We start from the raw sequence: 18,833 nt of genomic DNA on the forward strand, positions 1-18,833 counted from the left end.
TTTCCTAACTCGTCGGGTGGCGATAGCTGGCGGAATAATTGCCGGTCACATGGTGTTCGAGCTGCCGTTCGATGTCATTGAGCAGCGACGAGGCCCCAAAGCGGAAGAGGTCAGGCTGCAGCCAGCGGTCGCCCAGCTCCTCCTTGATCAGCGCCAGATAGGTGATCGCATCCTTGGCTTTTGAAATCCCGCCTGCCGGTTTGTAGCCAACGCGAAAGCCGGTGCGCTCGAAATAATCCCGGATCGCGCGGATCATCACCAGCGTGACGGGCAACGTGGCATTTACGCTTTCCTTGCCGGTCGAGGTCTTGATGAAATCGGCACCCGCCATCATGCAAATCATCGAGGCGCGTGCGACATTGCGCAGCGACCCCAATTCGCCGGTGGCCAGGATCGCCTTGACATGTGCGTCTCCGCAGGCGGCGCGGAAGACGCGCATCTCGTCGTAGAGCGCCTGCCAATTGCCGGACAGTACGTGGCGGCGGGAGATCACGATGTCGATCTCTGCGGCTCCGGCCTTGACGCTTTCGTCGATCTCCGCAAGGCGCAGGTGCAAGGGGGACAGGCCCGCCGGAAACCCGGTGCTGACGGCGGCCACGGGAATGCCGGAGCCGTTCAGGGCACGTACCGCCGCCGGGATCATCTCGTGATAAACGCAGACGGCGCCGGTGGTGATCGGGCCCATGCCCATCGCCTCCAGCAGGCTTTGCGCAATGGGTTGCCGGGCCTTGGCGCAGAGCCGCGCAACGCGGTGTTCGGTGTCATCGCCGGACAGGGTGGTCAGATCGATGCAGGTGACTGCGCGCAAAAGCCACGCGGCCTGATGCTGTTTCTTGACCGACCGTCGCGCGGGCAGGCTGGCCGCACGCCGTTCAATGGCGGAGGTGTTCGCCTGCAGGCTACGCACCCAGTCCAGATCCAGCGCCATGCCGGGATTGCGGGGCTCGGTGACCTGCGGCAACTGGTGGCTGGCCGTTGCGGTTTGTGTTGTCTGGCTGAGCATCGCGGCACTCCTGAACCTGCGGGACTGCAAAGTCGCATGGCCGGTCAGGCTTGGCAAGAACCGGCACGTCGCGTCATTCGGGTAATCGATTCCGAATTTCTAGCTGCCGCGGTATGTCGAATAGCCGAAGGGCGAGAGCAGCAGCGGCACGTGGTAGTGGCTGTCGCTGTCCGAAATCCCGAAGCGGATCGGAATACTGTCGAGAAAGCGCGGCTCTTCCGGCGCGACACCGCTGGCGGTGAGGTAGGGTCCGGCTTCGAAGATCAACTCGTAGACGCCCGCCTTGAACTTGTCCTTGCCGAGGATCGGCGCATCCGTGCGGCCATCCGCATTGGTGACGGCCTCCGCGATTTTCCGGTGGCTGTTGCCGGACACGCGGAACAGCAGGATGCGGAGCCCTTCCGCCGGGCAGCCACGCGCCGTGTCGAGAACATGGGTGGTCAGATATCCCTCGGGCATTGGCGTCTTTCCTGCTGTTTCACCTGCAACCTGCCCGGCCCAGATACGAATTGCAACGGCCCGCAACCCGGTATTGAATGGCCCGGCAGGCACAGGAGTTCGTTTGTGAAACGCTATCCCCGGGATTTTTCAGGCTATGGGGCCAATCCGCCAGATGCGCAGTGGCCCGGTGGCGCCCGGATTGCCGTGCAATTCGTGCTGAACTACGAAGAAGGGGGCGAAAACTGCCTGCTGCACGGGGACGCCGCGTCAGAGGCATTTCTCTCCGAAATCGTCGGTGCGCAGCCCTGGCTGGGGCAGCGGCACTGGAATATGGAATCGATTTACGATTATGGCGCGCGCGCCGGGTTCTGGCGGCTGCACCGCCTGTTTACCGGCGCGGGCGTGCCGGTCACGGTCTACGGTGTGGCCTCGGCGTTGGCCCGTGCGCCGGAGCAGGTCAAGGCGATGCAGGAGGCGGGCTGGGAAATTGCCAGCCACGGGCTTAAATGGATCGACTACAAAGATCACGCCGAGGCCGACGAGGCCGCGGATATGATGGAGGCGATCCGCCTGCACGGCGAGGTTACCGGCGAAAGCCCGCGCGGCTGGTACACCGGGCGCTGTTCGGAGAATACGGTGGCGCTGGCGGCCAAGACCGGGCAATTCGAATACATCTCGGATACCTACGATGATGATCTGCCCTATTGGCGCAAGATCGGGCGGCGCAATCAGCTGATCATCCCCTATACGCTGGATTGCAATGACATGCGCTTTGCCACGCCGCAGGGGTTCAATTCAGGCGACCAGTTCTTTGCCTATCTGCGCGACACCTTCGACGCTCTCTATGCCGAAGGCGCAGCGGGGGCGGCCAAGATGATGTCCGTCGGGCTGCATTGCCGGTTGATCGGCAGACCCGGTCGGGTGCAGGCGCTGAAACGCTTTATCGACTATATTCAGGGCTTTGAGGGCGTCTGGTGTCCGCGTCGGATCGAAATTGCGGAACATTGGCGCAAAGTGCATCCGCCCACCCGCATGGCACGGCCCTCGGCGTTGAAGAAAACCGATTTCGTCGAACGGTTTGGCGGTATCTTCGAGCATTCAGAGTGGATTGCGGAACGCGCCTTTGAGCTTGAGCTGGGGCCTGCGCATGATACGGCGACGGGCCTGCATTCCGCGTTGGCGCGCATGTTTCGCTCCGCTACGGTGGAGGAACGGATGGGCGTGTTACGGGCGCACCCTGATCTGGCAGGCAAACTGGCCGCAGCCAAACGTCTGACCGTCGAAAGCACGCAGGAACAGGCCAGCGCCGGGCTTGACGCGTTGACCGATGAGGAACGCGAGACCTTCGAGAGCCTGAACGCCGCATATGTCAAGAAACATGGGTTTCCTTTCATTATTGCAGTGAAAGATCACGACAAGGCCGGTATTCTACGTGCCTTCCAGCGGCGGCTGGACCATGAGACGGATACGGAATTCGATGAAGCCTGCCGTCAGGTGGAGCGCATTGCCGAGATCAGACTGGAGGCGCTCTTATGAGCTATGCGTTCCCCCCCGGCGGATTGCCGGATCAATCCGTGCACCCCGAAGGCACGGCGATTTTCACTGAAAGCTACGCCGTCCTGCCCGCCGTCACGCAGCGCGATATCGTCACCAGCTTCCTGCCGGAATGGACGGACACGCGCGCCTGGATTCTGGCCCGCCCGCTAAGCGGATTTGCAGAGACTTTCGCGCAATATGCGGTTGAGATTGCACCGGGGGGCGGCTCCGATGCGCCGGAACCGGATCAATCCGCGCAGGCCATCCTTTTTGTAGCGGCAGGAGAGGCGACCCTGACCGTGGATGGCAATGAACACGCGCTGAAACCCGGCAGTTACGCCTATATCGCACCGGGGGATTTCTGGACGCTGTGGAACGACGGCGCGGCGCCCTTCAAGTGCCATTGGGTTCGCAAGGCCTATTCGCCCGTCAGGAACATCGAAGTGCCCAAAAGCTTTGTGACCTCGGATAAATCGGTCGCGCCCACCCCTATGCCCGATTGCGATGGTGTCTGGGCGACAACCCGTTTCGTGGACCCGTTGGATTTGCGGCATGATTGCCATGTGAACATCGTGACCTTCCAGCCGGGCGGGCGCATCCCCTTTGCGGAAACCCATGTGATGGAACACGGGCTCTACGTGTTGCAGGGCACCGCCGAGTATCTTTTGAACAAGGATTGGGTCTCCGTGGGGCCTGGGGATTTCATGTGGCTGCGTGCCTTTTGCCCCCAAGCCTGTATCGCCACGGGCTCCGAGCCCTTCCGTTACCTGCTCTACAAGGACGTGAACCGTCACGTGCGCCTATGAGCCGGGAGATCCGCTGCGTACCGCTGACCGCAGAGGCCTTTGCGCCCTATGGCGATGTGCTCGATTGCAGCGGCACACCCGACAAGATGATCAACGCAGGGCTCTGCGGGCGCTACCATGACCGTGCCAGGCTTGATTTCGGTGAGGGGGCGCGCGCAGGCATCAGCCTCTTTCACGCCGAGCCACGCGCGTTGCCCTACACGCTTGACCTGATGGAACGGCATCCAGAGGGCAGCCAGGCCTTCATCCCGATGACGGATCAGCCCTTTCTGGTGACCGTCGCGCCGGACGCGGGTGGCAAACCGGGCGCCCCCCGCGCGTTTCTGACTGCCCCCCATCAGGCGATCAACTTTCATAAAGGGACGTGGCACGGGGTGCTGACGCCGCTCGCAGCGCCCGGAATTTTTGCAGTCGTGGACCGGATCGGGAAAACGCCGAACCTCGAGGAGGTTTTTCTTGATCCGCCCTATCGCGTGGTTCCATAACCGTTTGAGGCCGACCAACAGGCCACTCACGACAGGGATAAAACCATGACAGACACCGCATCCGGCGCTTTCCGCGACCCCAATCAGACCCCTCCGCTGGCGCAGGCCGTGCCGCTCGGCTTGCAGCACGTGCTGGCGATGTTTGCCTCGAACGTGACGCCTTCGATCATCGTGGCGGGTGCCGCGGGGCTGGCCTTTGGCGGGCCAGAGCAGGTCTACCTGATCCAGATGGCGATGCTCTTTGCCGGGGTGGCCACGCTGTTTCAGACTGTCGGCCTGGGGCCGATCGGGGCGCGGCTGCCGATCATGCAGGGCACCAGCTTTGCCTTTGTTGGTGTGCTGGCCGGGGTGGCGGCCACCCAGGGGCTCAGCGTGGCGCTAAGCGCGTGCATCATCGGCGGCTGCGTGCATTTCGTTCTGGGCGCGTTCATCAAACATCTGCGTTGGCTTTTCCCGCCGCTGGTCACCGGTCTGGTCATCCTCGCCATCGGTCTCTACCTCATCCCGGTGGCGATCAAATATGCAGCGGGCGGGGCGGCGACATTCCAGATGGAGGCCGAAAGCTTCGGATCGCTGATGCATTGGTCCGTGGCGCTCAGCGTGGTGATCGTGGCGCTGGTGCTGAAGTTCTTCACCAAGGGCACGCTGTCCAGTGCGGCCATCCTGATCGGGCTGATCGTGGGGTATCTGCTGGCGCTGATGCTGGGCATGGTGAACTTCGGCGCTGTTGCAAATGCCAGCTGGTTCACCGCCATCACACCTTTGCCCTACGGGTTTGAATTCTCTCTGGGCGCGGTGATTGCCGTGACGCTGGTGTCCATCGTCTCGGCCATTGAAACCGTCGGCGACACCTCTGCCACAACCAAGGCTGGGGCCGGGCGCGAGGCGACGGATGCGGAAATCTCCGGCGCCACCTATGCCGATGGGTTGGGCACGGCTGTTGCGGGGGTCTTTGGCGGGCTGCCCAACACGTCCTTTAGCCAGAATGTCGGTATCGTCGGCATGACCGGCATCATGAGCCGCCATGTGGTGACGATTGGTGCGCTGGTTCTGATCCTTTGCGGTCTGGTGCCGAAAATCGGCGCGGTGATTGCCTCGATGCCCTTGCCCGTGCTGGGCGGTGGGGTCATCGTCATGTTCGGCATGGTGGCCGCGGCGGGGATGAATGTCCTGAGCGAGATCGAGATGAACCGCCGCAATATGGTGATCATCGCCGTGTCGCTGGCGGCCGGATTGGGGTTGAATCTGGTGCCAACGGCGGTCCAATATCTGCCGGGCGTGGTCAAGACGCTGGCGACTTCTGCGGTGGCACCTACCGCCCTGGTGGCCATCGTGTTGAACCTTGTGCTGCCGGATGATGTGTAGTCAGACGTTGTCTGGCTAGGACCCCATTCGCCGCCGGCAGGGCCACACTGGATCATCAGCTGCTGCAGAGGACAGTTTCCATGTATGATTTCGCCGCCATGGGCGCCTGGATCGAGTTCGCCGTGCGGTGGCTGCATGTCATTACCGGCATCGCATGGATCGGCTCGTCCTTCTACTTCATCGCTTTGGATCTCGGGCTGCACCGTGATCGCAATCTTGCAAGCGGTGCGGATGGTGAAGAGTGGCAGGTGCACGGTGGCGGGTTCTATCACATCCAGAAATATCTGGTGGCGCCCGAACACATGCCCGACGGGCTGATCTGGCACAAATGGCAAAGCTACTGGACCTGGATCAGCGGGTTTATCCTTTTGGTGATGGTCTACTATCTGGGTGCTGAATTCTACCTGATCGACCCCGCGATTGCGGATCTGCAGGTGTGGCAGGCCATTGGTATTTCGCTGGCCTCGCTGGCTCTTGGATGGGTGGCCTATAACGCGCTGTGCCGGGTGTTTGTCGATGCCAACCAGACCACGCTGATGGTGGCCTTGTTCGGCGTCCTGGTAGCGATGTCCTACTTCTACACATCGGTGTTTTCAGGCCGCGCGGCGATGTTGCATCTGGGCGCATTCACCGCCACGATCATGAGCGCCAATGTCTTCAGGATTATCATCCCGAACCAGAAAATCGTGGTTGCTGATCTGATGGCCGGGCGCAAGCCGGATGCAAAATACGGAAAAATTGCCAAGCAACGCAGCACGCACAATAACTACCTTACGTTGCCTGTCATCTTCCTGATGCTCAGCAATCATTACCCGCTGGCCTTTGCCACGGAGTTTACCTGGTTGATCGCCAGTCTTGTGTTCCTGATGGGCGTGACCATCCGTCACTATTTCAACTCACTGCACGCCCGGACAGGGAACCCACATTGGACCTGGGCGGTCACGGTACTGATCTTCATTCTGATCATGTGGTTGTCGACGGCACCGATGTTCCGGGTGAAAGAGCCTGAGACGGCTCAAGGAAGCGCGCTGAAATTCGCACAGGCGGATGGGTTTTCTGATGTGCAGGACATTGTTCTGGGGCGTTGCTCCATGTGTCATGCGGCTGAGCCGGTATGGGAAGGGCTGCATTGGGCACCGAAGGCGGTGCGCCTGGAAACGGAGTACCAGATCGCGCGGCAAGCCCGGGAAATTTACCTGCAGGCCGGTATGAGCCATGCCATGCCGCCCGCGAACCTGTCCTATATGGAAGAGGAAGAGCGCGCGTTGATTGTCGCGTGGTACCGTGCCGCAACCGCAGAGTGACCAAGGGTGGCCTAAAGCCCACCCTACCTGCCGCCCACGTCGGGATGAGGTAGACAGGTAAGGTGGGCTTTAGGCCACCTTCTGTGCGGGAAGCGGTTTTAGAATCGGGTGCGACTATGCTAAACCTTGGGGTATGGTATCTCTCGACCCCAATATAGGCGAAAACCGCCCTGTCATTCGGCAACTGGATGAAGCAGCCATAAACCGCATTGCTGCCGGTGAAGTTGTCGAACGCCCCGCCTCTGCGGTCAAGGAACTGGTGGAGAACGCACTCGATGCCGGAGCGCGGCGGATCGCGATTGACTATGCCGATGGCGGCAAGACTCTGATCCGGGTGCAGGATGACGGCTGTGGCATGCGTGAGGACGAATTGCCGCTGGCGCTGTCTCGCCACGCGACCTCCAAGATCGATGGATCGGACCTGCTGGCCATTCACACCTTCGGGTTCCGCGGTGAGGCTCTACCATCGCTTGGTGCTGTGGGTCGCTTGACCATCGCCAGCCGTGCGGAAGGTGCTGCCGGTGTGGAGGTGTCCGTCACCGGCGGAGAGATGACAGCGGTCCGGCCTGCCGCGCTCAATACCGGTACAACCGTCACGCTGCGCGATCTTTTTTACGCCACCCCCGCGCGTCTGAAGTTTCTGCGCACGGATCGCGCTGAAAGCCAGGCAATTGCCGACGTCATCAAGCGGTTGGCGATGGCGGAGCCCTTTGTTCAATTCATTCTGCGCGATGTCTCCGGCGATGGCGAGGGCCGCGAGGTCTTTCGGGCTGATGCGGAGCAGGGTGATCTGTTCGGAGCGTTGCAAGGGCGCCTGGCCCGTGTGCTGGGACGCGAGTTTGCCGAGAATGCGCTGCCGATAGATGCCGAACGCGATGGGTTGCACCTGACCGGTTTTGCCGCGCTGCCCACCTATTCGCGGGGCTCTGCTGTCGCACAATACCTCTTTGTGAACGGGCGCCCGGTGCGGGACAAACTGCTTGTCGGGGCTTTGCGGGGGGCGTATTTTGATTTTCTCAGCCGGGACAGGCATCCGGTTGCTGCGCTTTTCATTGATTGCGATCCCAACCTGGTGGACGTCAATGTGCACCCGGCGAAATCCGAAGTGCGGTTTCGCGATCCCGGCGTCGCCCGGGGTTTGATCGTTTCGGGTTTGCGTCATGCGCTGGCCAACGCCGGGCATCGGGCGTCCACGACGGTGGCGGAGGCAACACTGGGCGCGATGACGCCAGAGCCCGTGGGCGCACGGGTCTACCAGATGGACCGTCGCCCGGCACCAACCCAGACACCAAGCTTTGCCGAAACCGCGCCCGTTTGGGGACGGGTGGTCGACACGCCGGAGCCACCACACCAGGCTGAACCGGAAGAAACTCCGGATTATCCGCTCGGCACCGCGCGGGGTCAGGTGCATGAGAATTACATCATCGCGCAGACGGCGACTGGCATGGTCATTGTTGATCAACACGCCGCACATGAGCGGCTGGTGTACGAAAAACTCAAACGTCAGATGGCCGAGAGCGGCGTGGCGCGTCAGGCCTTGTTGATTCCGGAAATCGTGGAGCTTTCGGACGCGGAATGCGCACGCCTGATGGAGGTTTCCGAGGAGCTTGAGAAATTTGGTTTAGGCATTGAACCATTTGGGGGCGGGGCGATTGCCGTGCGCGAAACACCGGCCATTCTGGGCACGGTCGATGCGCGCGCCATGGTAATGGACATCCTTGATGAACTGGCCGACCAGAACGACAGCAACACGCTGCAAGCTAGAATAGAAGCCATCCTCAGCCGTGTGGCTTGCCACGGTTCCATCCGCTCGGGTCGCTGGATGCGCGCGGAAGAAATGAACGCCCTGCTGCGCGAGATGGAGGCGACACCGCACTCCGGCCAGTGCAACCATGGCAGACCAACCTACGTCGAGTTGAAACTGGGCGACATCGAACGCCTGTTTGGACGCATATGATTGAAATCGCAGGACAAACCTATTCTCTGACGGATCCGCAGGTGATGGTCATTTTGGCCAGCGCCGGTGTCGTTCTGGTGATCCTGGTGCTGTTGGTTATGACGGTTCGGGCGGCGCGCCGGAGTGCTGCCGTTTCCGCCCCATTGATGCAGCAAATTGGCCTTCTGGGTCAGCATGTGCAGCAATTGAGCGCGGGCCAGGAACAGCTTCGCGGCGGGTTGCAGACAGTATCTGACACCCAGGCGACTGCACAGGCGCAGGTCATCCAGACGGTAGAGGCCCGCCTTGCCGCCGTGCAACAACAGATGCAGGACCGTCTGGCGGATAACGCCCTGCGCTCGGCCCGCTCCCTTTCGGAAATGCAGGAGCGGATGAAGGAGACGCTGCACGGGTCCTCTAAGCAGACAACCACATCACTGACGCAGCTGCAGGAGCGGTTGGCAGCCATCGACAAGGCGCAGGACAATATCACCAAGCTCTCGGGCGATGTCCTGTCGCTTCAGGATATTCTTAGCAACAAACAGACGCGCGGGGCCTTTGGCGAAATTCAGCTGCGCGATATCGTCTCCAAAGCCTTGCCGAAGGACAGTTTTGCGTTGCAGCACACGCTGAGCAACGGCAAACGTGCGGATTGCCTGATCCACCTGCCAAATCCGCCCGGCCCGATCGTGATCGACAGTAAATTCCCGCTTGAAGCTTACGAAGCCTTGCGTGCGGCAGAGACCGATTGGGAGTTGAAAGAGGCGGTGGCCAAGATGAAGGTCGCGGTGACAAAACACATCAGCGACATCGCGGCAAAATACATCATCGACGGTGAAACAGCGGATGGGGCGTTGATGTTCCTGCCGTCGGAGGCCGTCTACGCCGAACTGCACGCCAATTTTCCCGATTTGGTGCGCAAGGGCTTTGACGCCCGGGTCTGGATCGTGTCCCCCACCACCTGCATGGCGACGCTGAACACCATGCGCGCCATTCTCAAGGATGCCCGGATGCGCGAGCAGGCGGGGGCGATCCGGTCGGAACTGTCCAAGCTGGTGGCGGATGTGGACCGTCTGGGGACGCGGGTGGGCAACCTTGACCGGCATTTCAATCAGGCCTCGAAAGACATCGAGGAAATCAAGATCAGCGCGGATAAGGCGGGCAAACGGGCGCACCGTCTCGATAACTTCGACTTTGAAGAGATCAGCCCGGATGATGACACGGCAAACGTCGTGCCACTCGCCAAGCAGGACGTCTAACCCGCGCAGGCAGCCATGATACCGCGTAGTTCCGCCAGCCCGCGCATCCGCCCGATCAGCGGATAACCCGGCATGCTGCCCGCCTCCCTGTCATAGAGCAGTTCCTGCCCGTGATCCGGGCGCATCGGAATTTGCCAATCTGACCGGCCCGCGTCCTTGCGCCGGGCCTGTTCCTGCATCAGCGCGCGGATTGTGGCAACCATATCGGTGTCGCCTTCCAAATGCGCCGCTTCAAAGAAATCCGGTCGGTTCGGTTCACCGCCCAGCCTCTTCGTGTTGCGCAGATGTACGAAATGGATGCGTGGGCCAAGCCGTTCCACGAACCCCGGTGCGTCGAAATCCGACCGCACGCCCAGCGACCCGGTACAGAGGGTGGCCCCGTTGGCGGGCAAATCAACGGCGGTGAGCGTTTCGGCATAGTCATCTGTTGTGGACATCACCCGCGGCAAGCCGAGTAGCCCAAAAGGCGGATCATCCGGATGGCAGCACAGGCGCAGGCCGAGGTCTTGGGCAACGGGCGCAACTTCGGCCAGAAAATCGATCAGATGGGCGCGTAGCTTGTCCGGGCTGATGCCATCATATGTGCCCAGTCTTGCGGCCACATCCGGCAAGCTCCAGGTATCGTTTGCACCGGGCAGACCGGCGATGATGTTGCGCTGCAGGCTCAGGCGTTCGGCGCCTGACATCGCCTGAAACTGCGCGCGGGCGGCCTCGCGCATCGCGGCGGAATAGTCCTCAGGCGCCGAATTGCGGGCGAGGATGTGCAGGTCAAAGACAGCGAAATCCAGCAGGCGAAACAGCATCGCATTGCCGCCATGCGGCTGCGGTGCCCGGAGCGATGTGCGCGTCCAATCGAGGATCGGCATGAAGTTGTAGCACACCGTTTTGATCCCGCGTTTGGCCAGGGCGATCAGGCTGGATTTATAGTGCTCCAGATGCTGCTGCGCCTCCGGTCCCTGCGTCTTGATCTCTTCGGAAACGGGCAGGCTTTCGACAACGTCCCAGGCAAACCCGGCGCTGCTCAGCATCTCTTGCCGTTTGGCGATGTCGTCTTCGGTCCAGGGCATGCCGGGGGCGATGTGATGCAGGGCGGTGACGATGCCCTCCACCCCGACCTGATGCAGGTCGCTCAGGTCAATGGTGTCGTGTGGTCCAAACCAGCGCCAGCATTGCTTCATGGTTGCCATCCTTCATAAAGCGGGTGTGCGGCATCGAGCGGAAGCGCCACCCGGTCGCCACTGCGGGCCGCGTGATAGATCGCCGTTACCAGAGCGACAGAGGCCGCACCCTCTTCCAGTGAAACGGCATGGCTACCCTGTCCTGCCATCTCTTGTGCGATGGCTGTCAGAAAGCCTTCGAACCCAATGGGTTCGGGTGCCGTTACGGCCAGACAGGTATCCACCTTGTGCTGATCGTCGGGGGTGCGGGCGACGAACTGCCAGTTGGCCGCGCCGGGGGCATAGGGCGTCGTGGCGGAGGTTGCGGTCAGACGCTCGAACACGAAACGGATGCGGGTTTCGTCGGTCGCCGCCCCCAGCGTGATGCTGCTGGTGCAGAGCGCGCCATTTTCCATCTGGAAACTGATCGCCGCGCAGTCTTCTGTTTCGATGGGGTTCACCCGCGTTGTCGTCATGGCCGACAGGTTGGCGACCGGCCCCATGAAATGGGTCATCAGATCATGGTTGTGAATGGCGTGGCCCAGCACGGCACCGCCCTGCTCCCCGGCCCATGTCCCGCGCCAGGGCACGGCGTAGTAGTCAGCGCCGCGCGACCAATGGGTCTCGATCGCGCCCACCTGCGGTGCGCCGGTCAGCCCGGCGGCCATCAACCCGCGCAATTGCGCCAGGGCCGGACCCCAGCGATATTGGAACACCGGAAACACGCGGCGTCCGCTGTCTGCTGCCGCTTTGCGGATGCGGTCCACATCCTTCATGGAGGTGGCCAGCGGTTTTTCACAGATGACATGTTTGCCAGCAGACAGCGCCTGCAAGGTCACAGGCACATGCAGGTGAGGCGGGAGGCAGATATCGATCAGATCGATCTGCGGATCGTCCAGCGCCGCTTGCACCTCTGTTTCCACGGCAAAGCTGTCGCCCGCCCGGATGCTCTCTGCGCGGGCGGCGTCCTGATCCACGAGAGTGTTCACCGAAAAAAGATCCGGCAACGCGCGGTAGGCTTCCAGATGTTCACGCCCAATGCCAGCACCGAGGATGGCGACGCGGATCATGGGGCCGTGCCTTCCGCCATGGCCTGTGCGGTCAGGGCCAGTTCCATCACCGTAAAGCAATGCCGCTGTGTCATCGCGGTTTCGGTCCGGTTTTGGATGTCATGCGCCAGTCGTGCGAAGTAGGGCAAACCGGCCCCGCTGGCGTCGATTTTCTCACAGCGCGTGCCATTGACCAGCAATAAGTGATCGGTGCCGTCAGATCCGCCGACATCGACATATTTGCGCAGCTCGATGTAGCCTTCGGTGCCCAGGATGGTCAGCCGCCCGTCGCCCCAAGTGGGCAGCGCATCGGGCGTGTACCAATCCACGCGGATGTAGCCCGAGGCCGTGGTACTGCGTATGGAAATCTCCCCAAAATCCTGTAATCCCTGATCGGCCGGGTTGGCGTGATTGGCGACCATGGCATAGGCGACATCTGCCTCCTGCGAGCCGGTGAAGTGCAAAAACTGGTCGATCTGGTGGGAGCCGATATCCGTTAAAATACCGCCATAGCGCTCGCGCTCAAAGAACCAGCCGGGCCGCTTGGCGCGGTTGAGCCGGTGGGGGCCAAGACCTGCCGTATGCACAACCTTTCCAATCGCGCCCGCCTCGACCAGCTCGGTCGCGCGGGTCACGGCGGGCACCTCGAAGCGTTCCGAGAAGTTGACAGACCAGATGCGGCCTGTATCTGCCACGCAGTCCTTGATTTCCTGCAGCTGGGCCAGTGTGGTGCAGCCGGGTTTATCTGTCATCACATCCATGCCCTGCTGCATGGCGCGGATCGCGAGGGCGGCCCGGTCGGCGGGGATGGCGGACACCAGTGCCAGATCGGCGCCGCTGGCAAGCGCCGCCTCAAGGCTTTCAAAGCGGGGCAGGTCGGGGAACCTTTTGGTGAACCCGGCAAGCGTTTCGGGCGTTCCGTCCGTCCAGTAGCCAAGGCAGGTCGCGCCGGTTTCCAGCATGTTCTGCGTCATGCCAAAGATGTGCCGGTGGTCGAGACCCAGAGCGATGAAGGAGAGAGTCATGTCGGTGTCACTTCTGTGCGTTCTCCGGAGGCGTGTGCCCGTTCCATGGCGTCGATGACCCGGTGTGCTTCCAGAGCGCTGGCGCCAGAAGCAAGCGGGGTCTGCCCGGTTGTGACGCAGGTTGCAAAATCTTCAAGGATGGTTTGGTGCCAGTCATGGGTAAAGGCCATGGGGTCCGCGCCGCCCCCGGTGCTTGCCGCTGCGCCAAATGTCTCCACCCGACCATCCAGATGGGTAAGGGTCAGGACACCGGATGCCAGATGCGCGCTCGCCCGCGTTCCCTGTATGGTCAGGCTCTCGGCCTCGCCCGGAAAAGCCGCCGTCGTCGCGGTCAGATTTCCGAACGCGCCGCTCTCCATGTCGAAAACCGCGCTGGCCCAGTCTTCGGCCTCGAGGTCATGCAGCGGGGTTTTTCCCATCATAGCCTGCAGGTTGCGGATGGGACCCAGCAGCCAAAGCGCCAGATCGAGCGTGTGAATGGCCTGATTGATCATCACCCCGCCGCCATCGCGGGCATAGGTGCCGCGTCCCGGCGCATCGTAATAGGCCTGATCGCGCCACCACGGCACGCGGATATCCACGGTGGCGATATCCCCCAGCGCGCCTGCGTCCAAAAGCGTCTTGAGCTGTTGTGACGCGGCACGGGCGCGGTGCTGGAATACGATCCCAAGAGGCACCTGCGCGCGTTCGCACTGCGCAACGATAGCTGTTGCCGTCTCCAATGTCCGCTCGATGGGTTTTTCCATCAGGATCGGTTTGCCCGCCGCGCTGAGCGCCGAGACCAACTCCTGGCGCGCGTCGGGTGGTGTGGCGATGATCACGGAATCCACCGTGTTGTCTTGCGCGATCTGCTGCACCGTTTGCGCAACTTGAACGTCATAGCCAAGGGCGGTTTTTGCCTTGTCTGCAAACGCCTGCGCACGGGTCGGATCACGGCCCATGACGGCGGCCAGTTCGATCCCTTTTGCGGAATGCTGGATCGCCGCCAGATGTGTATCCGCGACCATGCCGAGGCCGATCAAAACAGTCTTCATATCCCCTCCCGATTGGGGCAACACTTGCAGGAAAGATCGGATAAGGCCAAGCAAAAGATGCACAATCCGCAAAGCGTGGTATCACGCGGTACGGCATGAGGATCAGGGGGACAGCAGTGCAACATCTGACAGGAACGGCGGCCACGCTTTACGAGGAAATCCGGGGTCTGCCGATTGTCTCGCCCCATGGGCATTGCGCGCCGGAATGGTTTGCGACGGATGATCCCTTTCCGGACCCTGCGACCCTCTTGGTCGTGCCGGATCACTATGTGTTTCGGATGCTCTATTCCCAGGGCGTCAGCCTTGCCGATCTCGGCATTGGCGCGCCCGGCAAGGGGGCTGACCCGCGCGCGATATTCCGGCTGTTTGCGCGGCATTGGCCATTGTTTCTGGGCACACCTTCAAGGTTCTGGATGAGCTATGTTCTGACCGAAACGCTGGGGATTGAGACGCCCTTGTCCGAAGAAACGGCGGATGAGATTTACGACCGGGTTGCCGAGAAACTTGGCGACCCGGCTTTTCACCCCCGCGCGCTGTTTGACCAATTCGGGATCGACGTGCTGGCGACGACGGATGGGGCGCTGGATGATCTGGCGCATCATCAGGCCATCACTGACAGCGACTGGAACGGGCGGGTGATCCCAACCTTTCGCCCGGATTCGGTGCTTGACCCCAGCGACCCGGATTTCGCGAAAAATCTGGCCCGTCTTGCCATGCGCACGGGAGAGGACGTGAGCAGCTTTGACGGTTTCCTTGCCGCCCTGCGCGCCCGCCGCGCCTTTTTCAAGGCGATGGGAGCCACGGCAACCGATCATGCGATCGAAGCGGTCCATACCGAATGGCTGGAGGATCCCGAAGGGATCTATCAGCGGCTGCGCAAGGGCATGGGGTCAGACGACGATGCGCGGGCCTTTTACGGTCACATGCTGATCGAGATGGCGCAGATGTCTGTTGAGGACGGGTTGGTCATGCAGATCCACGGCGGCAGCAGGCGAAATACCAATGCCGCTGTTATGGATCAGTTTGGCCGTGACAAGGGCGCGGATATTCCTATTGCCGTGGATTGGGTGCGCGGGTTGGAGCCGCTATTGAACCGGGTGGGGAACACACCCGATTTCACCCTGATCCTCTTCACGCTGGACGAGACCACCTATGCCCGGGAACTGGCCCCGATGGCCGGGCATTGGCCCTGCCTGCGGATTGGTCCGCCCTGGTGGTTCCATGACAGCCCGGCGGGTATTGCGCGCTATTTTGACCAGGTGGTGGAGACAGCGGGATACTACAATCTGGCCGGATTCAATGATGACACGCGGGCGTTTCTGTCGATCCCGGCGCGGCATGATCTGTGGCGTCGCGGTGTCGCGGTGCATCTGGCAGGGCAGGTGGCGCGCGGCGCCTTTGACCTGAGCGATGCACGCATGCTGGCACCCTTGCTGGCGACCGATCTGGCGCGAAACACCTATCGGCTGGATCGCTGATGGGACGGATTTTGCACATCGGGGTCGGCAACTTCTGTCGTGCCCATCTGGCCGACTACACACAGGACGCTGGCGGCTGGCGGATCACCGGGGTCAGCCTGCGGTCTGCGACTGTCCGTGACGGGCTGCGGGCGCAGGACTATCGCTATGGTCTCGCCATTCAGGGGCAGGCGGTCAAACCGATCACCGTTTTCGAGCACGTGCTGGTCGCGCCGGAACACCCGCGCGCCGTCTTGCAGGAGATCGCGGCACCTGACGTTCAGATCATCTCAATCACGGTGACGGAAAAGGGCTACCATCTGACATCGGACAATCAATTGGATGTCGCCGATCCCTTGATTGCGGGCGATCTGGCTGGTGGCGACCCGCGCACGGTGATCGGCTTTCTCGCGCGCGGGTTGGCCGAGCGGCTGGCACCGGTGACCGTGCTGAGCTGTGACAACCGCGCGGCCAATGGTGATGTGTTGCGCGCGGCTGTTTCAGAGTTTGCCGCGCGTGCAGGGCTCAGCATTGACTGGACGCAAGCCAGTTTTCCCAACAGCATGGTGGACCGGATCACGCCCGCCACGTCGCAGGCCCTGTGTGATGCGACCGGTGATCCGATGGCGGTGCCGACCGAACCGTTCCGGGAATGGGTGATCGAGGATAGCTTTGCTGGTCCCCGCCCCGATTGGCCGGATGTGCAATTCACCGATGATGTGGCACCGCATGAGATGCGCAAACTGCGGATGCTGAACGCGGCGCATTCGATGCTCGCCTATGCCGGGACGCTGGCGGGGCATACCTATGTGCATGAGGCGATGGGTGATCCGACCCTGCGGCAGGCGGCGCGGGATATCATGGCAGAAGCCGCCCGGACCCTGACGCCGGACATGCAGGCCTTGGCACCGGCATATGCCGACGCGCTGATTGCGCGGTTCGACAATCCGCACATCAACCACAGCCTGCGGCAGATCGCGATGGATGGCAGCCAGAAGCTGCCCTACCGGATGATCGACAGCATCCGTGGCTTACAGGAGCAGGGGCATCCCGCGCCTGCTCTGGCGTCTGGTGTCCGCGCATGGATCACATTCTGCCGTCAGGAAGTGGCGGAGGGGCGGGATCTGCAAGACCCGCTGGCGGTGCAGATTGCCGAGATCATCCGCACGGGCAAAGCCGACGACGCGCTGCTACAGCTGATCGGCGCGGATGATCTATCGCAGGCTATTTTGGGATGATCGCGCCCCGGTGCTGCACCACGCGCGCGGCGCAGTCGTGGCCTGCACGCAGAGCGTCCGCCTGTGTGCTGCCGGTCAGCACGGCACCCAGATAGCCGCCGTTGAAACTGTCGCCTGCCGCAGTTGTATCGACCACCTTTGGAGCGGCGTCATAGGCTTGCTCCACCGGCTCACCCAGTGACACGGGCCCAAGATCACCGCGTTTCAGCGCTCCGGTCCCCTGATAGGTGTCAAACCGCGCGGCGACCTGCGTGTCGGTTTCACCAAAGAGCGCCATCTCATCATCAATGGACGGCATGGGAATGTCGCAGCGCGCCCACATGGCCTGGGTGGCATCCTGCGCGATCTGCTGATCTTCCCAAAGCTTGGGCCGGTAATTGCTGTCGTAGGCGACGCGGATCGATGCGCTCTCCAGCCAGCGGATCAGCGCTTGTCGGACATGCGGCGGCAGGATCGCCATGGTGATCCCGGAAAGATAGACAAGATCGTAGTCGGAGAGTGGCGAGAAATCACATGTATCGCCGGTCTGGAACATCTCGCGCGCGGCGGATGTGCTGCGCCAATAGGTGAAGGAACGTTCGCCATCATCGGTGGTGGTGATCGCATAAAGGCCGGGGGATTTGCCTGCGATTGTCTGGATTGCCCCACAGCCAATGTCTTGCGCGGCGATGAAATCGCGTATCTGACCGGAGAAAGGATCATCCCCCAGACAGGTTACATAGTCGACCTGCAGATCAGGTGCGGCCCTTTTGAGATAGATCGCGGTGTTGAGGGTATCCCCGGCCACGCCTACATTTGCCGTGCTGCCGCGCATCGACAGTTCAATCATTGCTTCGCCGATACAGGCCACGCGTGTCATCGCTGTTCCCTCTTCCAGATGATCAGACCGGAGACCACGATGATCAATGCGCCGAGGATTGTCCATCGGTCAGGCAGGTGATCAAAGACCAGATAGCTCAGAAGTGACAGGTAGATCATGAAGGAATAGGTATAGGGCATCAGCGTGTTGGCCGACCCGAAGCGGTGGGCGTTGGTCAGCAGTTGGTGACCCGCCCAGCCAAAGACGCCCAGCCCGATCAGGATCAACCAATCGGCAAGGGTTTCCGGCCACTGCCACACCCAGACGGCCATGGGCAGCATCACGGCGGTGCCAAGCGCGCCCATGTAGAACTGCATCGTTTCGGTGGCGACCACGCCTGCCAGTTTCCGCGTCATGATCGAATAGAGCGCAAGGCTGAGCGAGTTGAACAGCGGCAGCAGCATCGCGATGTGAAAGGCCTCGCCAAAGGGGCGGATGACAACCAGCACACCCGCAAATCCCAGCAGGATCGCGAACCACCGCCACGGGCCCACCCGCTCGCCGAGCAGAGGTCCCGACAGGGCGCAGACGATAACGGGGCTGGAGAACATGATCGCCGAGGTGACGGTCAGCGGCAGGAAATTCAGCGCGTAGAAATTCGACAGGGTGGCGATGATCAGCAGCATGGCGCGGCTGACCACCTGCCACATATGCGTGGTTTGAAAGCGGTCCCGGGTGACCCCGCCACGGGCAATCAGCGCCAGAGAGATCACGAAGTGCCCGGCATAGCGCATGAAGGCCAGTTGAAACGCCGAAAACCCGGCGATCACCAGCCATTTGGCGCTGGTGTCCACCAGTGAAAACAGGAACCACGCGCCCAGCATCAGGAGGATGCCAAAATGTGGGCGATCCTCGATCAGGCGCGCGGCCACTGCCATG

At 61.7% G+C, this 18,833-nt stretch carries 17 protein-coding genes; 9 read left to right on the forward strand and 8 right to left on the reverse strand.

Going from position 1 to position 18,833, the window contains the following annotated elements:
- Window positions 1-4 precede the first annotated feature (4 nt).
- Window positions 5-1,003, reverse strand: a complete 999-nt coding sequence (deoC, locus tag ISX84_RS15020; RefSeq protein WP_195821192.1) for a deoxyribose-phosphate aldolase — start codon at window positions 1,001-1,003, stop codon at window positions 5-7.
- 99 nt (window positions 1,004-1,102) lie between these two features.
- Entirely contained in the window at window positions 1,103-1,462 is a 360-nt protein-coding gene (gene uraH / locus ISX84_RS15025; RefSeq protein WP_195821193.1) for a hydroxyisourate hydrolase, read from the reverse strand.
- 105 nt (window positions 1,463-1,567) lie between these two features.
- Here uraH and puuE point away from each other — a divergent pair, with 105 nt between their 5' ends.
- The 7 genes from puuE (at window position 1,568) to ISX84_RS15060 (ending at window position 10,135) form a co-directional block, all read left to right on the forward strand.
- Window positions 1,568-2,980: an allantoinase PuuE gene (gene puuE, locus ISX84_RS15030; RefSeq protein WP_195821194.1), complete on the forward strand. Its 1,413-nt coding sequence runs from the start codon at window positions 1,568-1,570 to the stop codon at window positions 2,978-2,980.
- Window positions 2,977-3,786, forward strand: a complete 810-nt coding sequence (locus ISX84_RS15035) for a bifunctional allantoicase/(S)-ureidoglycine aminohydrolase (RefSeq protein WP_195821195.1) — start codon at window positions 2,977-2,979, stop codon at window positions 3,784-3,786. Before puuE ends, ISX84_RS15035 begins: the two co-directional genes overlap by 4 nt.
- A complete protein-coding gene (locus tag ISX84_RS15040; RefSeq protein WP_195821196.1) occupies window positions 3,783-4,271 on the forward strand; it encodes an ureidoglycolate lyase in 489 nt (162 codons plus the stop codon). Before ISX84_RS15035 ends, ISX84_RS15040 begins: the two co-directional genes overlap by 4 nt.
- A gap of 45 nt (window positions 4,272-4,316) precedes the next feature.
- Window positions 4,317-5,636: a uracil-xanthine permease family protein gene (locus ISX84_RS15045; RefSeq protein WP_195821197.1), complete on the forward strand. Its 1,320-nt coding sequence runs from the start codon at window positions 4,317-4,319 to the stop codon at window positions 5,634-5,636.
- 80 nt (window positions 5,637-5,716) lie between these two features.
- Window positions 5,717-6,940: a urate hydroxylase PuuD gene (locus ISX84_RS15050; protein WP_195821198.1), complete on the forward strand. Its 1,224-nt coding sequence runs from the start codon at window positions 5,717-5,719 to the stop codon at window positions 6,938-6,940.
- Window positions 6,941-7,073: 133 nt separating this feature from the next.
- Window positions 7,074-8,897 carry a DNA mismatch repair endonuclease MutL gene (gene mutL, locus ISX84_RS15055; protein ID WP_195821199.1) on the forward strand — a complete coding sequence of 608 codons (1,824 nt, stop codon included), beginning with the start codon at window positions 7,074-7,076 and terminating at the stop codon, window positions 8,895-8,897.
- Window positions 8,894-10,135, forward strand: a complete 1,242-nt coding sequence (locus tag ISX84_RS15060; RefSeq protein WP_195821200.1) for a DNA recombination protein RmuC — start codon at window positions 8,894-8,896, stop codon at window positions 10,133-10,135. The genes mutL and ISX84_RS15060 overlap by 4 nt, the downstream gene beginning before the upstream one ends.
- Here ISX84_RS15060 and uxuA read toward each other — a convergent pair.
- The 4 genes from uxuA to ISX84_RS15080 are packed head-to-tail and all read right to left on the reverse strand — an operon-like array spanning window position 10,132 to window position 14,400.
- Window positions 10,132-11,313 carry a mannonate dehydratase gene (gene uxuA / locus ISX84_RS15065; RefSeq protein WP_195821201.1) on the reverse strand — a complete coding sequence of 394 codons (1,182 nt, stop codon included), beginning with the start codon at window positions 11,311-11,313 and terminating at the stop codon, window positions 10,132-10,134. The genes ISX84_RS15060 and uxuA overlap by 4 nt on opposite strands.
- On the reverse strand, window positions 11,310-12,362 hold the full coding sequence (locus tag ISX84_RS15070) for a Gfo/Idh/MocA family protein (RefSeq protein WP_195821202.1): 1,053 nt from the start codon (window positions 12,360-12,362) through the stop codon (window positions 11,310-11,312). Before ISX84_RS15070 ends, uxuA begins: the two co-directional genes overlap by 4 nt.
- On the reverse strand, window positions 12,359-13,366 hold the full coding sequence (locus ISX84_RS15075; RefSeq protein WP_195821203.1) for a Gfo/Idh/MocA family protein: 1,008 nt from the start codon (window positions 13,364-13,366) through the stop codon (window positions 12,359-12,361). Before ISX84_RS15075 ends, ISX84_RS15070 begins: the two co-directional genes overlap by 4 nt.
- Complete coding sequence (locus ISX84_RS15080) at window positions 13,363-14,400, reverse strand: Gfo/Idh/MocA family protein (protein WP_195821204.1); 1,038 nt, start codon at window positions 14,398-14,400, stop codon at window positions 13,363-13,365. The genes ISX84_RS15075 and ISX84_RS15080 overlap by 4 nt, the downstream gene beginning before the upstream one ends.
- A gap of 116 nt (window positions 14,401-14,516) precedes the next feature.
- Between ISX84_RS15080 and uxaC the strand changes: the two genes are divergently transcribed.
- Complete coding sequence (gene uxaC / locus ISX84_RS15085; protein WP_326838742.1) at window positions 14,517-15,878, forward strand: glucuronate isomerase; 1,362 nt, start codon at window positions 14,517-14,519, stop codon at window positions 15,876-15,878.
- The gene (locus tag ISX84_RS15090) at window positions 15,878-17,095 is read left to right on the forward strand and encodes a mannitol dehydrogenase family protein (RefSeq protein ID WP_195821206.1); all 1,218 of its coding nucleotides are present in this window, start codon (window positions 15,878-15,880) and stop codon (window positions 17,093-17,095) included. Before uxaC ends, ISX84_RS15090 begins: the two co-directional genes overlap by 1 nt.
- Here the strand turns inward: ISX84_RS15090 and ISX84_RS15095 are convergent.
- Both ISX84_RS15095 and ISX84_RS15100 read right to left on the reverse strand, forming a co-directional pair.
- Complete coding sequence (locus tag ISX84_RS15095) at window positions 17,082-17,954, reverse strand: sugar kinase (RefSeq protein ID WP_195821207.1); 873 nt, start codon at window positions 17,952-17,954, stop codon at window positions 17,082-17,084. The genes ISX84_RS15090 and ISX84_RS15095 overlap by 14 nt on opposite strands.
- Window positions 17,951-18,832: a DMT family transporter gene (locus ISX84_RS15100; protein WP_195821208.1), complete on the reverse strand. Its 882-nt coding sequence runs from the start codon at window positions 18,830-18,832 to the stop codon at window positions 17,951-17,953. The genes ISX84_RS15095 and ISX84_RS15100 overlap by 4 nt, the downstream gene beginning before the upstream one ends.
- Between the last annotated feature and the right edge of the window lies 1 nt (window position 18,833).

It is taken from the genome of Roseobacter sp. MH60115, assembly GCF_015644665.1.
In the GTDB taxonomy this organism is placed as follows: Bacteria; Pseudomonadota; Alphaproteobacteria; order Rhodobacterales; family Rhodobacteraceae; genus Roseobacter.

Bases quoted from the DNA above. Each gene is read 5' to 3' on its own strand.
- deoC (WP_195821192.1), bottom strand. From the start codon at position 1,003: ATGCTCAGCCAGACAACACAAACCGCAACGGCCAGCCACCAGTTGCCG.
- uraH (WP_195821193.1), bottom strand. From the start codon at position 1,462: ATGCCCGAGGGATATCTGACCACCCATGTTCTCGACACGGCGCGTGGC.
- ISX84_RS15035 (WP_195821195.1), top strand. From the start codon at position 2,977: ATGAGCTATGCGTTCCCCCCCGGCGGATTGCCGGATCAATCCGTGCAC.
- ISX84_RS15040 (WP_195821196.1), top strand. From the start codon at position 3,783: ATGAGCCGGGAGATCCGCTGCGTACCGCTGACCGCAGAGGCCTTTGCG.
- ISX84_RS15045 (WP_195821197.1), top strand. From the start codon at position 4,317: ATGACAGACACCGCATCCGGCGCTTTCCGCGACCCCAATCAGACCCCT.
- ISX84_RS15050 (WP_195821198.1), top strand. From the start codon at position 5,717: ATGTATGATTTCGCCGCCATGGGCGCCTGGATCGAGTTCGCCGTGCGG.
- mutL (WP_195821199.1), top strand. From the start codon at position 7,074: ATGGTATCTCTCGACCCCAATATAGGCGAAAACCGCCCTGTCATTCGG.
- ISX84_RS15060 (WP_195821200.1), top strand. From the start codon at position 8,894: ATGATTGAAATCGCAGGACAAACCTATTCTCTGACGGATCCGCAGGTG.
- uxuA (WP_195821201.1), bottom strand. From the start codon at position 11,313: ATGAAGCAATGCTGGCGCTGGTTTGGACCACACGACACCATTGACCTG.
- ISX84_RS15070 (WP_195821202.1), bottom strand. From the start codon at position 12,362: ATGATCCGCGTCGCCATCCTCGGTGCTGGCATTGGGCGTGAACATCTG.
- ISX84_RS15075 (WP_195821203.1), bottom strand. From the start codon at position 13,366: ATGACTCTCTCCTTCATCGCTCTGGGTCTCGACCACCGGCACATCTTT.
- ISX84_RS15080 (WP_195821204.1), bottom strand. From the start codon at position 14,400: ATGAAGACTGTTTTGATCGGCCTCGGCATGGTCGCGGATACACATCTG.
- ISX84_RS15090 (WP_195821206.1), top strand. From the start codon at position 15,878: ATGGGACGGATTTTGCACATCGGGGTCGGCAACTTCTGTCGTGCCCAT.
- ISX84_RS15095 (WP_195821207.1), bottom strand. From the start codon at position 17,954: ATGACACGCGTGGCCTGTATCGGCGAAGCAATGATTGAACTGTCGATG.
- ISX84_RS15100 (WP_195821208.1), bottom strand. From the start codon at position 18,832: ATGGCAGTGGCCGCGCGCCTGATCGAGGATCGCCCACATTTTGGCATC.